The sequence below is a fragment of the Shewanella jiangmenensis genome (assembly GCF_018596335.1).
GTDB classification, from domain to species: domain Bacteria; phylum Pseudomonadota; class Gammaproteobacteria; order Enterobacterales; family Shewanellaceae; genus Shewanella; species Shewanella jiangmenensis.
The window spans coordinates 70,809-84,454 of the sequence record NZ_JAHEPS010000004.1 but is presented as its reverse complement, the minus strand read 5'-3'; the positions used below and the strand labels follow the sequence as shown (position 1 = coordinate 84,454).

The 13,646-nt window shown below is 57.5% G+C and carries 14 protein-coding genes; 6 read left to right on the top strand and 8 right to left on the bottom strand.

Annotated elements, in window-relative coordinates:
• Positions 1-9: 9 nt before the first annotated feature.
• From KJI95_RS11325 to KJI95_RS11305, 5 genes are all read left to right on the top strand, one after another.
• Positions 10-1,545, top strand: a complete 1,536-nt coding sequence (locus tag KJI95_RS11325; protein WP_214507319.1) for an alpha/beta hydrolase — start codon at positions 10-12, stop codon at positions 1,543-1,545.
• Between the two features lie 11 nt (positions 1,546-1,556).
• Complete coding sequence (locus KJI95_RS11320; RefSeq protein ID WP_214507318.1) at positions 1,557-2,291, top strand: ABC transporter ATP-binding protein; 735 nt, start codon at positions 1,557-1,559, stop codon at positions 2,289-2,291.
• Positions 2,288-3,424, top strand: a complete 1,137-nt coding sequence (locus tag KJI95_RS11315; RefSeq protein WP_214507317.1) for an ABC transporter permease — start codon at positions 2,288-2,290, stop codon at positions 3,422-3,424. The genes KJI95_RS11320 and KJI95_RS11315 overlap by 4 nt, the downstream gene beginning before the upstream one ends.
• Positions 3,425-3,477: 53 nt before the next feature.
• Positions 3,478-3,687 (top strand): hypothetical protein, encoded by a 210-nt coding sequence (locus KJI95_RS11310; protein WP_214507316.1) that lies wholly within the window; start codon positions 3,478-3,480, stop codon positions 3,685-3,687.
• A gap of 78 nt (positions 3,688-3,765) precedes the next feature.
• Complete coding sequence (locus KJI95_RS11305; protein ID WP_214507315.1) at positions 3,766-4,197, top strand: hypothetical protein; 432 nt, start codon at positions 3,766-3,768, stop codon at positions 4,195-4,197.
• A 342-nt stretch (positions 4,198-4,539) separates the two neighbouring features.
• Here KJI95_RS11305 and KJI95_RS11300 read toward each other — a convergent pair whose 3' ends face one another.
• Positions 4,540-4,818, bottom strand: a complete 279-nt coding sequence (locus KJI95_RS11300) for a hypothetical protein (protein ID WP_214507314.1) — start codon at positions 4,816-4,818, stop codon at positions 4,540-4,542.
• A 60-nt stretch (positions 4,819-4,878) separates the two neighbouring features.
• The gene (locus KJI95_RS11295; protein ID WP_214507313.1) at positions 4,879-5,817 is read right to left on the bottom strand and encodes a sensor domain-containing diguanylate cyclase; all 939 of its coding nucleotides are present in this window, start codon (positions 5,815-5,817) and stop codon (positions 4,879-4,881) included.
• Positions 5,818-6,064: 247 nt separating this feature from the next.
• Here KJI95_RS11295 and KJI95_RS11290 point away from each other — a divergent pair, with 247 nt between their 5' ends.
• On the top strand, positions 6,065-6,394 hold the full coding sequence (locus KJI95_RS11290; protein WP_214507312.1) for a thioredoxin family protein: 330 nt from the start codon (positions 6,065-6,067) through the stop codon (positions 6,392-6,394).
• A gap of 26 nt (positions 6,395-6,420) precedes the next feature.
• Here KJI95_RS11290 and KJI95_RS11285 read toward each other — a convergent pair whose 3' ends face one another.
• From KJI95_RS11285 to KJI95_RS11260, 6 genes are read right to left on the bottom strand one after another with little or no spacing between them, the layout of a single operon-like run.
• Positions 6,421-7,947 carry a right-handed parallel beta-helix repeat-containing protein gene (locus KJI95_RS11285; RefSeq protein WP_214507311.1) on the bottom strand — a complete coding sequence of 509 codons (1,527 nt, stop codon included), beginning with the start codon at positions 7,945-7,947 and terminating at the stop codon, positions 6,421-6,423.
• A 2-nt stretch (positions 7,948-7,949) separates the two neighbouring features.
• Positions 7,950-9,050, bottom strand: a complete 1,101-nt coding sequence (locus KJI95_RS11280) for an alginate lyase family protein (RefSeq protein WP_214507310.1) — start codon at positions 9,048-9,050, stop codon at positions 7,950-7,952.
• A complete protein-coding gene (locus KJI95_RS11275) occupies positions 9,038-10,441 on the bottom strand; it encodes an alginate O-acetyltransferase AlgX-related protein (RefSeq protein ID WP_214507309.1) in 1,404 nt (467 codons plus the stop codon). Before KJI95_RS11275 ends, KJI95_RS11280 begins: the two co-directional genes overlap by 13 nt.
• Before the next feature lie 14 nt (positions 10,442-10,455).
• On the bottom strand, positions 10,456-11,097 hold the full coding sequence (locus tag KJI95_RS11270; RefSeq protein WP_214507308.1) for an alginate O-acetyltransferase AlgF: 642 nt from the start codon (positions 11,095-11,097) through the stop codon (positions 10,456-10,458).
• A 22-nt stretch (positions 11,098-11,119) separates the two neighbouring features.
• On the bottom strand, positions 11,120-12,196 hold the full coding sequence (locus KJI95_RS11265; protein WP_214507307.1) for an alginate O-acetyltransferase AlgX-related protein: 1,077 nt from the start codon (positions 12,194-12,196) through the stop codon (positions 11,120-11,122).
• A 9-nt stretch (positions 12,197-12,205) separates the two neighbouring features.
• Complete coding sequence (locus KJI95_RS11260; RefSeq protein WP_214507306.1) at positions 12,206-13,633, bottom strand: MBOAT family O-acyltransferase; 1,428 nt, start codon at positions 13,631-13,633, stop codon at positions 12,206-12,208.
• Positions 13,634-13,646: the final 13 nt, after the last annotated feature.

The window sequence follows — 13,646 nt, the reverse complement described above, 5'->3', positions numbered from 1 at the left end:
AAAGGTCTTATGAAAGCAAGGACTCGTTATCAAGGTGTGCGCAGGCTCTCGCTGCTGACCGCAGCCACCCTGCTCGCCGTTGCCGGTCTGCCGGCCAAGGCGGTGGACACCCATCAGCTGGAAAAGAAACTCGACGGCGCCAGCGAGAGTTGCTACCTGAGCGGCATCTCCGACCGGGTACGCTGCGGTGTGGTCAAGGTGCCGGAAAATCCGGCCAAGCCTGACGGCAAGCAGATTGAAGTGCATTACGCCGTACTGCCTGCCATTAAGCCAAGCTTCCCGAATGAAGCCTTTCTCGCCATCGCCGGCGGCCCGGGTCAGTCGGCCATCGACCATGCCGACGGCTTCGATCGCATGTTCCGTAAAGTGCGCCAGACCCGCGACATTCTGCTGATCGATCAGCGTGGTACCGGCCGCTCCAACCTGCTGGCCTGTGACGATGGCGCTATCAACGCCCTCGCCTTCAACGACGAAAGCGCCGACACCACAGCCGAAGCACAAAAGTGCCTCGACGCGCAAAGCGCCGATGTTACCCAATACGGCAGCCTCAATGCGGTTAACGATATCGAAGCGGTGCGTAAGGCGGCCGGTTATCAAAAACTGCATGTGTATGGCGTGTCCTACGGCACCCGCATGGCGCAGCTGTACCTGAAACTGCACCCTGAACAGGTTGCCACCACCATTCTGGATGGCGTGGTTCCCATGCAGCAAAGCGTGATTGCCATTGGCGAAGCCATCGACCGCGCCGTGGCGCTGCTGCTGGCCGACTGCAAAGCCAACGAGGCCTGCAACAGCCAGTTTCCGACCCTCGAGGCCGACCTTGCCGCCGTCCACACCCAACTGGCACAGGCTCCGGTGAGCAACAGTGTGCGCCATCCACTCACCGGCGAAGCGGAAACCTTTCTGCTGACCCGAGGCAAGTTTGCCGCTGTGGTGCGCCTGGCGCTCTATTCGCCCACCACCCGCGCCCTGCTGCCCTTTGCCATCCATGAAGCCGCGCGCGGCAACTATCAGAGCATCCTTGGTCTCTACGGCATGACAGTGGGCGGGCTGGATATGGCCGCCGGAATGCACAACGCCGTGGTGTGCGGCGAAGACATGCACCGCATCGATGCCGCCATGAAGAGCCGCCTCGAGCAGAGCTACTACGGCAGCGAAATGTTCACCGCCCTCAATAAGGCCTGCAAGGTGTGGAACATCCCTCAGGTAGCGGCCGACTTTGCCGACGGGGTAACAACCGACAAACCCGTACTGCTGCTGTCCGGCAACCTCGACCCCGCCACCCCACCAAGCTGGGCCGAGCTGGCGATGGCCAACATGGGCAACGCCCGTCATCTGGTCGCGCCCTACTCAGGCCACGGCATTGCCCGTGAGTCCTGCGCCGCTGGGGTGATTGCCGAGTTTGTTAGCGAAGGCTCGGCCAAAGAGCTGGACACCGGTTGTATCGAAAAAGACATTCGCCGCGGCTTCTACCTTAATGCCAGCACGGTCGAACCGCTGCCACAGAAAAGCGACAAGCAAGACGCCGCCAAGGCCAGCGAATAAGGAATCGCATCATGATTAAAGTTAACGGACTCTATAAAAAAATCGGTCAGGTGCAGGCACTCAGCAACTTAAGCTTTGAGGCCCGCGACGGCGAAATCACCGGCCTGCTGGGCCCCAACGGCGCCGGCAAGACCACCTGCCTGCGCACCGTGTTTGGCCTGCTCAAACCCGATGAAGGCTTTGCCGAAATCGACGGTATTAACGTGGCCGACAATCCCATCGCCGCCAAGCAGGCGCTGGGGCTGTTCCCCGATCCCTTTGGCCTGTACGAGCGCCTGACCCCAAGGGAATACGTTCGCTTTTTTGCCGAGCTGTCCGGCATGGAAGGTGCCGCCGCCAAAGACGCCACCGCCCGGGTGCTGAGCCAGCTCAAGATGGAAGAAATTGCCGACCGTCGCTGCAAGGGCTTTTCTCAGGGACAACGTATGAAGACCGCCCTGGCGCAGGCGATTGTGCATCAGCCGCGCAATATCATCCTCGATGAACCGACCCGAGGGCTGGATGTAATGAGCACCCGGGTGCTGCGCGACATGCTCAAAGACCTGCGCGCTCAGGGCCACTGTGTGCTGTTTTCAAGCCATGTGATGCAGGAAGTGGCCGCACTCTGCGACCGGGTAATAGTGATGGCCCGTGGTCAGGTGGTTGCCGTGGGCAGCCCGGCCGAACTCTGCGCCCAGACCGGCCATGAGTCACTGGAAGAAGCTTTTATTCAATTGATTGGTACCGATGAGGGGATCGCCGCATGAAACGGATTATGACCATGTTCCGCAAGGAGCTGCTGGATGCGGCCCGCGACAAACGCTCTGTAATGGCAGGGCTGTATTACGCCATAGGCACGCCGCTGATCATGTGCGGTCTGTTTATGGTGCTGATCAATCAACTGTCGAGCCCCGATGATTTGTTTATCAAAATTGACAATGCCGACAAAGCCAAGGATCTGGTGCATTACCTTGAAAGCAAGGGCGTGAGCCACAGCGACGATGCCACCAAGGTAAAAGACATCCGCCTGGTGATTGGTGACGAGTACCCGGCGCAGATGGCCAAGGGCGAAGCCGCACTGGTGACCTTAGTGGCCGATAACTCAGACGACAAACTGCAAAAGTCGATTCGCCGCCTCGAGGCTCTGCTGCAGCAATACAGCGCCGAAATGGGCAGCCTGCGCCTTATCGCCCGCGGGGTTGACCCAAGGGTAGTGCAGCCGCTTAAGGTTGAGGTGGAAGATCAGGCCACCGCCGACTCCAAGGGCGGCATGATCCTGGGGCTTGCCATCTTCACCATGATTTACTCGGTGTTTATTTCGGGCATGAACCTTGCCATCGACACCAGCGCCGGCGAGCGCGAACGCAACAGTCTGGCACTGCTGCTCAGCCACCCGCTCTCGACCCGCGAGCTGGTGTGGTCGAAGATCCTTGCCGTGACCAGCTTTGCGCTGCTGGGGGTGATCCTCATCCTCATCGTATCCAAGTTTGCCTATGCGCTGGTGCCCTGGCAGCAACTGGGTTTTGCCATCAACCTCAGCCCCTCGTTCATGCTGCTGATGTTTTTGGTTGCCGTGCCGATTGCGCTGCTCGCAGCCAGTCTGCAACTGTCGGTGTCCTTTATGGCCAAGACCTTCAAAGAGGCGCAGTCGTACCTCACCATAGTGCTGTTTGTGCCGCTGATGCTGGTAATGGCGAGCACCTATCAGGTTGCCCCGGATGTGCTGTCGTGGCTGCCTTTGTCGGGCCAGCAGCAGGCGCTGATGGAAGTGGTCAAGGGCAAGGAGCTGCCGCTGGCGCAGCTGCTGGTGACATCGGCCGCCACCCTGGCTATCGCCCTGGTGCTGGCGCTGGTGATGGAACGCTCACTCAAGAGCGAGAAAGTAGTGTTTGGTCTGTAAACCGCGTTTAAACCCAATCGGGGCGCAGCCGCGCCCCATTAAGGAGCATCAAAATGGATAAACTGACCGCAGTTACCCTGATCATGATAGCGGCCTTTATGGCACAGGCCGCCACGACTTACTTCAAGAGCCGCCCCCGCAGCGCCAAGGTGGATGACAATCTCGAGCGTGAAAATGCCGAGCTCAAGGCCCGCATCTCCGCCCTTGAAGCCATAGTCACAGAGCCAGGCTACGAGCTTAAACAGCAAATCAGCCGCCTGTGAGCCGCGCGCACGCGCCCGAGGTGCAGCCTTTACGCCTTGGGCGCCTCTCGTTCAACCCCAGTTAAAAGGAATTAACGTATGAACCTCACCCGCTACAAAGCAGTCTATTGGCTGTTATTGGCACTCGCAGCCTGTCTGCTGCTGGCCGGTATTTTTTCCCTTGGCAAGCTTGCCGGCCAGTGGATTGTCGGCGACCTTATCCACAATAAACCGCTGCAGTGGGACAGCGGCAAAGACCTGTCGCTGCTGCTGATTGCCCTCGCCCTGCCGCAGCCCTTTTTTATGCAGTACTGCGCCCGCAAACTTGGGCTGATAAGCAGCAATGCAAATAAAGTCGCCAGCGAATATCTCCCCGGGCTTGTGTCGCTTGCCGGCGGGATTTTGATAGGCCTGGCCTGTCGCCTCGTCACCGACAATTGGGTCACAGGCGCGGCCATCGGCCTGCCGCTCATCATCGCCATGACATTGATGTTCAAAAACCTTCGCCGCGACAAAAAACGCGCAGACTGAACCACTTAACTGCACCCGCCCGTGCTGGCAATTTTTCGGGACAGTCACGGGCAGCCAAGGCAGGCCATACCAGCAGGCTGAGCGCTTGAATTTTTGCCCCAAGCAGCCATATTTTGACAAGGAGGGAAGCAATTCCTTCCACGCCAAAGCCAGTTGGGAACGACGCCTGTCAGAGGAGAGAGCTACACTGCGTCCCGGGTCCCCGCAACGCTTTGAGCCGGTTGCTTTGCCAACAAAGCTTATGGCCGTACACATTCGGCAGCTGAATTTAGCACCTGAATTTAGCACCTGAATTTAGCAACTGAATTTAGCAACTGAATGTGGCACAGAAACTCAGCACCATCAGCGGCCAGAAAGCAAAGCTGACCGCAATAGCAGGCCAAAGATAGCGGCCAACATTGCGCGCCAGTAGCAAGAAAGAAGTAGCAAGAAAGAGGTTGGAAACAGGCAAAGCAACACAAAGTAACTGATTGGGCGGGCAAAGGGTTTGGTCAGCCGCCACAAACAGTTGCCTGATATGTTGACGAAACTGCCATTAATGCCCGAAACCATCACGGCATGCCGTGTCTGGCGCCAAACAGAGCCCAGCACAAACAACGCTGCCAACGGATTGATATCCACTTAGTTTCTGGGCTTTGGCACCCGAAAAGCGCCGCATCGCGGCGCTTTGCTTTTACCCCTTCAGCACACCAGGCAATAACAGCCGTTTTTACCGCCATCCTTCGCCTGATACAGGGCGGAATCGGCGACTGCGCACAGGTCAGTTTCGGACATACCTGTAGTGTCAGGGCTGCAACTGGCCACCCCCAAACTCGCGGTCACCCGGTGGCAATCATCGGCGGCAATGCCAAGGTCGGCAATCGCCAGACAAATTTCCCCCGCCATCCGCCGCGCCGAGTCGATACCGGTATTGCCAAGCACCAGCGCAAACTCATCACCACCAAAACGGCAGGCAAGATCGGTTGGCCGTTTGCAAAACGATTTAAGTACCTTGCTCACCAGCTGCAGGTAGGCATCGCCGGCAAGATGGCCATAGCAATCGTTGCAGGCTTTAAAGTTATCCAAATCCAGTAGCATCAGGGTCAATGGCATATGCTCCCGCTGACTGCGGCGCCATTCATTATGCAGAAAATTGTCGAACAAGCGCCGGTTGGCAAGGCCGGTGAGCGGGTCATGCATAGACAAGCTGGCGACTTTCAGCTCCAGCAGTTTGCGCTCGGTAATATTGATGTGGGCAATAATAAAAAGCGCCTGCTCGCGGCCGCTCACCGCACAGGCACGCATCATAAACCAGCGCTGGGTGGTGGGGCTGTGGCAGGGGTACTCGAGATAAAACCGCTCCTGGCGGCCGGACATAATCCGCCGTATGCCTTCGGCAGCCTCTTTGCTGTGCGCTTCGCCTGCGCCGTCACAGACTTTAAGGTAGTTGCTGCCAAGCCAGTTATGGCCGGCAGGCATGCCATTTTCCTCGGCAAAACGGTTCCAGGCGAGATTGGTAAAATGTATGGTGCCAGCCTTGTCGATAACGACAATTTGCTCCTCAAGTGAGTCGAGCAGCGCAAGCAAACTGGCGGCATCGCCCGATAAACCCACATCCGGCGTACTGGCACAAAGCGGCATAAACCTATCCCGTCAAATTCCGAGGTCAGTTCATCAATTAAAGCACTCAGCAACCGGATTGCCACCCAAGCCGCTAGTGGCAGTAAACTGCCACCAAACTCTGTGGCACAATCCCGGAAAAAGGCAGACTGCATGAACGCCAGCGCAAAAGACCAACGCAAACGGCCAGCGCAAACGGCCAGGCAATGAACCGCTTAAGTTAACTGCGCTCTAAACGCTGGCAAATGTAAACCGGGAGAATGAAATCGTGCTGACCCTATGCACCCAAGACGAGTTTGACGCCGCGCGGCAAAGCCCGGCGCTATTACTGCTGATTGGCGGTAGAGATTGCGGCGTGTGCCAGGCCATCAAACCCAAAATCGCCCAGTTGCTGGAGACAGAATTTCCGGCCATGCAGCTTGCCTATGTCGACTGCCAGGGCGGCGCTGCCGCGCTTTGTGCGCAGCTTGGCGTGTTTTCATTGCCCGTAGTCCAAGTGTACTTTGAGGGAAAACCGTTCGGCGAACTTAGCCGGGCCTTTTCGCTCAACGATATCAGGCGGCTTGTCGGCCGCCCGTATCAGCTTTGCTTCAGTTGAGTTTGGGCTTCAGTTGAGTTTGCGCGTCAGTTGAGTTTGGCGCTGGCGGCAGAGTTAGCGCCATCAAACTCGACCCGCAGCAATTCCATCAGCTCTGGGTCAAGCAAGCGGCCTTGCAGCACCGACAGATCGCCTGCATACACATCCTGCTGCAATCCACTGGATAAAAAGGTATTTTTACCCAAGACCAGCTGCCTGATGCCTGAGGTTCGCAGCAAAGATTTGCCGATAGATTCAAAATAATTGCCGTAAATAACGTATGCCGATGCCACATCTTTTCCGGCCTGCAGACTGATGCCATGCTCAGCGCGGCTGATGACCTTATTGTCAATCAGCGCAAGCTCCGTGGCATCGGAAACATCAATGCCATTACGCCCGCCTGCGCCCACCAGATTGCCGGACATCACCAGCACTCCCGCCTGCTGCACCAGCACTCCGTAGCCGGGACCGCCGCCCAGCAGGTTATCTTCCACCAGCGCAGTCGCAACGCCGACAAGCTCAATCGCCGCCTTGTTTGCCCTGAACACCTTATTACTCTGCAGTGCCGCACTGCCACCCTGAACGCGGATCCCGCTCTGCTCATTGGTGCCCGCGACATAACTCCCCCGAATAAGAACACGGCTCTGGCTCACATCCAGCGCCTGTTTACGGGTCAGCTCAAAATGATTATTCACTATCCGGGCTTTGGCGTGGCTAAGCTCGGCCCCGACCCACATGTCGACAAAGCGGTTATTAATCAAAGTGACACGCGCCTCGGCCACGTCTTTGCCCTGCTGCGGACTGCGGGCAACGCTAAGCCCGGTGGATAAATGCGAATCCACCCCAAGGCCGGTCAGGGTCGAGTCTTCAAGCCACAGCTCGCTTCCGCCCCAGGAGAGCAAAAACGCTCTCGGCGCCGCCTTGGTCAAATTGCCCGCCTTGGCTGCATTAGTCGAGTTGGCCGCATTAGTCTCATTGACCGCATCGGCCGGCGCAGCGCCTTGCGCTTGAGAGGCACCAAGCGCCACATCACTGATATTACTGCCACGAATGACCAGCGCGCCCTGATTGATGATGGCGGCGCCATGGCCGCCATGAAGAACGAGATTCAGCTTATCCAGCGTCAGCGCCGCATCGGGCGCTATCAGCAGCGGATAGTGCAGCTGCACCTTATCGCCGGCACATTGGATAACGCTGGGGTCGTCAATGCGACTGCAAAGCTGCGCCAGACTTATCTGGCCTTGGCTTATGGTCAACATCTGCGGATGGCGGGTCTGATAAGTCGAAATGCGTTTAAAGAGCCCGCGCTTGACCAAGGGCTCGAACGGCCAGCTGCCCTGCTGGGCTGCAAACATCGGCTGAATTGAAATCTGCGCCGCGCCGCTTCGAAGTGGCCCTTTCTCAAGTTGCCACTCCGGCAACGCCGCCATTGTGCTTCGCAGCGCCTGAACCTGCTGCTCAGCCGCCTTTAGCCCCTGATGCTGCACCTTTGCGGGCCCGGCGTCGGCAAAGGTCATTGCAGGTAAAAAGCACGCCAGTAAAGCAAGCTGGCGTGATGAGAAAAAAGTCAGCACTGTCAATCTCCTGAGTGCAAAATCGGCGCATACAGCGCGCGCAAATCACCGCCCAACTGGCCGTAAAAGCCAAGCTTGCTGCGGTACTTATCCTTAAGTTCAGCTGCCATTTTATGGCTGGGCAGCACGCTGAGCAGCGGCAACACCCAATTAAGCTTGTGCAGTGACGGCACCTTTGGGGTTTCTGTCAGTTCAGCCAGCGAGCCGGGGCGCAGCACACCTATTGCCGCAAAATCCGCCAGCGCACCGAGCTTTGCCGCCTGCTCGGCCGATAACGGCCGGTCGTTGGCTGCCAGCGTCTCGGCCAGCAAGGCAACCGGCACCATGGCATAGCTGCTGTAATCCACCGCCAGCTCGCCACGGGCCACCTCAAGCGGCCAATACAGGCTACCGTTTCGGGCCTGCTGCCCCTGCTCCAGTGCAAGCTCGAAAGTGCGCTCGGCAAAACGCAGATACTCCGAGCGCTGATTCAGCATGGCCACAGTGGCCACAGCCCAGGCTGCCCAGTAATCGTGATTATTAAACCACTGATACTCGAGTGATTGTCTTGGCCCATAATCGGCAATCACCGCATCGGCGAGCCGGTTTAACCAGAGCGATACTGAATCCGGCGTGTGATAACGGCCATTACTCAGCGCCTCCGCCTTGAGCAATACCGCGCCGATGGCCGCCAAAAACCACTTGCGGGCCGCTTTACCGCTGCTGCTTGGCGCATCGGCCAGCACAGCGCCGGCATTTGCCCACTGCTCAAGATTTTCATTCAAACAGGCCAGCGCCCGCTGCGCCTCATCCGATGAATCTGCCCGCTCAAAGGCAAGCAACCACTCCACCTGCGCCTTGGCGAAACCATCGAGTGCCTCGCGGCCTTTACGGGTTTGAGCGGACACAGACCGCCGCTCAGTTTTGGTCGCATCATTTTGATTGTATTTACTTTCAAAATTCAGGGTGTCGGTAAAAGGCTTGGCCACCTTTTCAGCGCACCCAACCGCCAGCGGCGGGTGCAGCAAACCGGATGCACGGGTTTCGCGGGCGCTCCACAGGCTTTCAATCGCCAAGGCGTTGCCGGCTGCCAGGCAAAGCAGCATCAGAATCACCCTTTGCATAGGCGCACATCCAGCTCTGTATCTTTGGCGACATCTGCCGACGGCTCAATAAACACCGACAGCAAACGCGCATTTTTGTGGGCAGGGTCCCGGCTCAGCTCCATAAAATACTGCCCGCCACTGACAATGGCTTCGCGGCGGATCCAGGTTTTGTCGCGGCTGCCGTTGTCGTAGTAAGTGATAAGGTAAAAGTCGCGCAGGTTTTTATCGCTGATGCGGATATCAAGATAATCCTCACCGCCGGATAAGGCCGCGCCTGTGGCCGGATTACTCAAAATCTCCGCCCGCTCCCCCTGTTTCAGGGCGGCGAGTTTGGATGACTGACTGACCAATACCCCATCACCTTCACAGCGCCCCTGCACCGCCGGAATGAGCTGACGGTACATCAAGGGGTCTTCACTGAGCTGATAGTTGGCCGGCAGCTCATACAGCAGCACTTTGGGCGGCTTTTGCGGCTGATAATCGCCTGAGTTGAGATACTCCTGCAGGGCGCCGTATTCGCCGGCACCGGGCAGCGCATAGTTGAGAATGTCCACCGACAGATACTGCTTCAGAAAACCGTCGAAGTTGAACTGCTTGTATTCTTCTTCTCGCACCGCCGAGTTACTGGTGCCCACCAACACCACTTCCGGCGGCGGTGCCTCGGCAAACAGCGCCTCTTCAGAGCTTTGCTCCGGAATGGTACGAAAGCCTTTAACGTATTGAGCACCAAGATGATTACCGCACAAACTGGCCAGCGCCAGATTCAGGGTGCCATCCTTTACCAGCGTGACGCCGGGCTCGGTCCGAAAGGCGCTTTTTTGCAGCGACTGATACACGCCCTGCTGACGCAGGAAGTCAGCGACGAGCGCTGCTGTTGCCCTGGCACCCGCCGGAGTCCAGTGGTGATCGCGGCGGAAAAAGTATTCCTCTTTGGGTGGATTATCAATCAGCTGCAATATGTCCGGCACCAGCGCACCCGAGGCCCGCAGGCTGGCGAGATACTGCGCCAGCTCGGCACGGGCGCGGTCAAATTCAAAGCCATGGCGCTTATCGGCCAGCAGTTTGTCTCTGTGCATCAGCCCCCGGGTTGGCTGCACCATAAACACCAGCTCAGTGCCGCGCTCCCGCAGCTCCTGCACCAGTCGGGTCATGTTGTGCAGGTTTGCCTGACTGATTTCAAATCTGTTGGTTAAGTCCACCTCGGAGCGGAACAGCCAGCGGTCTTTTCCTTCGACCAGATACTTCATCAGCTTCATTTCGCCGGTGGCATAGCTGGCCGGATCTTCCATTGCCGGGCAATAAAGGCACGATAAGTCGTCACATGGCGCGGCCGCCTCGTCCTTTGCCGCCGCAGTGCTTGCCAGCAAGGCGCCCATCAGACCAATCCAATGCCAGAGTGTTGTTTTCATCCCGCTAAACCCGCCTACTCTGCTTTATCGACAAAACTGACATGACTGATGCTGTTTTTGCCCTGCTCGTCTTCGATGACGGCAAAACTGTAAGAGCGGCCCTTGCGCAGCAACTGGGCTTCAAACTGACCCACGGCAGCATCGCCGTCAAAGGCTTCAAAGCCCATTTTGAGCTCGTTAACCATACGATGACCATTGGTCTTGGGCGCCACTGCGGCGATGACCTCACTCTTGCCGCCACTGGTTTTCAGGCTCAGGGCACTCATCGCCAGGTTATAGAAATTCAGCTGCGCGCGCTTCAGATCCAGCACCAGTTGATCATCAAGCCCCTGCAACTGCCCCTGATGATAAAGCACTGTGGTCGCCATATTGGCGCGAATATCCAGCTCGATGCTGGCGCCTTCCACCTCCAGCCGATAATGGCCGGGTTGGGTGTAGCGATAACCGCCAAACTGCATCGCCGCCACCCGCTGGGGTTGGCGCTTACCGCTCAGGGTTACCATCACCGGCTGACGGCTGGCATTAAGCACGCGGACAAAGCCTGAGTCGGCCGGCACGGCGGCATCATACAACTCGGCATTGCCGCCCTGAGCCCATGCCTGTGCCATAGCTCCCAGCAGCACACAGACAAAAAGTACAAAGCTACGCATGTACATGTTTTTGTTTCTCCAAACAAAGTTAAAAAGTGCCTGCCTGACCTTCCCGGTCGGCAAGCAGGGTACGAACAGGAAACTCCCACACAACCAATTCAAGCTCGGGATTGTTGTTAAGTTCCCCGGCCAAAAACTCATCCATTGCCTTGAACGGGCCCGCGCCCTCATAGGCCTGGGTCAGCAGCTCCTGCGCCAATTGCTGCTGCAAAAATCCGGCAAAATTCCACGCTTCCATGGCCGTGTAACTGGTACCAAGCAGCGCTACCCTGTGGCTGACATCGGCGAACAAATCCGCGTCCGCATCGGATTGGCGCACGGTTTCAAATACCGGCCGCAGCCAGGGCCTGAAATACTCAGGCGCCAAGCTCGGGTCAAACTTCAGAAAATTCACCAGATCGCCCTGAAACTGTTCGCGGCTTTGCTCCTGCGTGACAAAGTTGTCGCTGCCCCGTTGCGATTGCAGCGCTTTGCCAAGCTCGGCCGCCGCCAGCCTCGCACCCGCCGGGGTCCAGTGGCTGTCATTGGGCACATACAAAAGCTCGGTCGCCGCCGAGTCCAAAAACGCCTGCCGCACCGGCACCACAGTCAGCTGCAACTCGCGCAGGCGAGCCACAAAATCATCATACAGACCAAGCTGCACCGCCGACGGCGCCCGTTGCGCATGCCCACGGTAAATATCCACCTTCATCGGCACCGGCAGGATCACCAGCGTCTTTCCCCTTGCCGCGAGCGCGGTCTTAGCCGCCACAATCCGCGCCAACTGCCGCTCGATGTTGGCATCCAAATTATTGGGGATCAAAAACTCCTGCCCGGTAAACAGCCAGCCATCGCGGCCAAACACCACGCCACGGGCGCCCTCGCCAAACAAATGAAACTGCAGATTGGCCCAATGACGAATAGCCGCATCCCGATAAAACAGCTGCTTATCGTAAAACTGCTCAAACTCACGCAGCAGCTCACCTTCGCTGAACTTGTCCCATGCCAGTTGCTGGGTATCGGTAAAGCGCAGCAGCGAAGGCACCGAATAGAGAAACATCGCCGAGAGCATCAAAATAAACAGCACCCCATTGCAGCGACTCGCTTTGGTCATCACCGGATACATGTCACCACCCTAAAACTGAAAATACAAAAACGGCGAAAATGAATTGGCAGCAAGCCGGCTCAGTGCAAGAGCAAACCCGCCCCAGAGCAACACCGCCTGCAAACCGGCGACATTCTGGAACAAATATCCCTGCTCGCCCCGATGATAAAAACGGTAGTTACTGCGCCCCGCCAGCAGCAACCACAGCAGCGCCACCGCCACAAACAGCAATGGCAACGACGACACGCCATAGTAGTAACCCTGCAGCGAGCCCATGCCGTTGATGCCCAGCAGCCCCTTGTAAACCTCAAAGCTATGGCCCAGTTCACCGGTGAAAAACAGCGGCATACTCAAATTCAGCATCAAAAAAGCCCGCAGATGCCGCAGCACCCGGTACTGACCGCCAACCTTGGTGGCAATCCCAAGCCGACGCTCAAGCACCATGGCGACCCCGAAGAACAGCCCCCAGCAGATAAATGCCAGGCTGGCGCCGTGCCAAAGCCCCGACAGAAACATGGTCCACACCAACGCTGACAAGGCACCGGCAACCTTGGCCCGAACCAGCGGGAAATACACGTAATCGCGCAAAAACTCCGACAGGGTAATGTGCCAGCGCTGCCAGAACTCGGTAATGCTCTGCGCCATAAAGGGCTGGTTGAAGTTCTCAGGGAAACGAAAGCCCATCATCATCCCCAAACCTATCGCCATACAGCTGTAACCGGAAAAATCAAAATACAGCTGCAAGGTCGAAGCAATCAGGCCAAACCAAGCGTCCAGCAGTTGCGGCTCAGGCTCTGCCAGAAAGGCGGCGCTGATGGGGGCGAGCGAATCGGCAATCAGCACTTTTTTGATAAAGCCCTGCATAAACCGCCCGGCGCCGAGGGAAAAGAGCTCAAGGGAGTGCTCACGCTCGCGCAGCTGCAAATCCACCAGCTTGTATCTGACGATAGGCCCGGCAATCAGCTGGGGAAACAACGAGATATAAGCGGCAAAATCCAGCAGATTCCGGGCGGGATCGGCCTGATTGCGATAGATATCCACCGTGTAACTGATAGCCTGAAACACATAAAACGAAATGCCCAGCGGCAGAATGATGGTTTCCAGGGTGAAGGTGTTTATCCCAAGCGGCGCCAGCACTGTGGCCACCAGCTCAATCCCGAAATTGGCATATTTGAAGTACGCCAGCGCGCCGAGGTTACCGATGACCGCAAGCAGCAACAAATGCCAGCCACGGCGCTTATTGCCGGCCTGCTGCTGTTTGCGGATGGCATTGCCAAGGTAAAAATTCCACAGGGTAATGGCCACAAACAACAGCAAAAAGTCAGGCCGCCACCAGGCATAAAACAGGTAGCTGCCCAGCACTATCACCAGCGAACGCCAGGCGCTGCCCACGGCGTAGTACAGCGCCAGAAAAGCCGGCAGAAACAAAAACAGGAACACGTTGGAACTGAAAACCATCGGGCCGACTCCG

What these genes read in the sequence shown, in the direction of transcription:
- KJI95_RS11325 (WP_214507319.1), top strand. Translation starts at nt 10, where the DNA reads ATGAAAGCAAGGACTCGTTATCAAGGTGTGCGCAGGCTCTCGCTGCTG.
- KJI95_RS11320 (WP_214507318.1), top strand. Translation starts at nt 1,557, where the DNA reads ATGATTAAAGTTAACGGACTCTATAAAAAAATCGGTCAGGTGCAGGCA.
- KJI95_RS11315 (WP_214507317.1), top strand. Translation starts at nt 2,288, where the DNA reads ATGAAACGGATTATGACCATGTTCCGCAAGGAGCTGCTGGATGCGGCC.
- KJI95_RS11310 (WP_214507316.1), top strand. Translation starts at nt 3,478, where the DNA reads ATGGATAAACTGACCGCAGTTACCCTGATCATGATAGCGGCCTTTATG.
- KJI95_RS11305 (WP_214507315.1), top strand. Translation starts at nt 3,766, where the DNA reads ATGAACCTCACCCGCTACAAAGCAGTCTATTGGCTGTTATTGGCACTC.
- KJI95_RS11295 (WP_214507313.1), bottom strand. Translation starts at nt 5,817, where the DNA reads ATGCCGCTTTGTGCCAGTACGCCGGATGTGGGTTTATCGGGCGATGCC.
- KJI95_RS11280 (WP_214507310.1), bottom strand. Translation starts at nt 9,050, where the DNA reads ATGCAAAGGGTGATTCTGATGCTGCTTTGCCTGGCAGCCGGCAACGCC.
- KJI95_RS11275 (WP_214507309.1), bottom strand. Translation starts at nt 10,441, where the DNA reads ATGAAAACAACACTCTGGCATTGGATTGGTCTGATGGGCGCCTTGCTG.
- KJI95_RS11270 (WP_214507308.1), bottom strand. Translation starts at nt 11,097, where the DNA reads ATGTACATGCGTAGCTTTGTACTTTTTGTCTGTGTGCTGCTGGGAGCT.
- KJI95_RS11265 (WP_214507307.1), bottom strand. Translation starts at nt 12,196, where the DNA reads ATGTATCCGGTGATGACCAAAGCGAGTCGCTGCAATGGGGTGCTGTTT.
- KJI95_RS11260 (WP_214507306.1), bottom strand. Translation starts at nt 13,633, where the DNA reads ATGGTTTTCAGTTCCAACGTGTTCCTGTTTTTGTTTCTGCCGGCTTTT.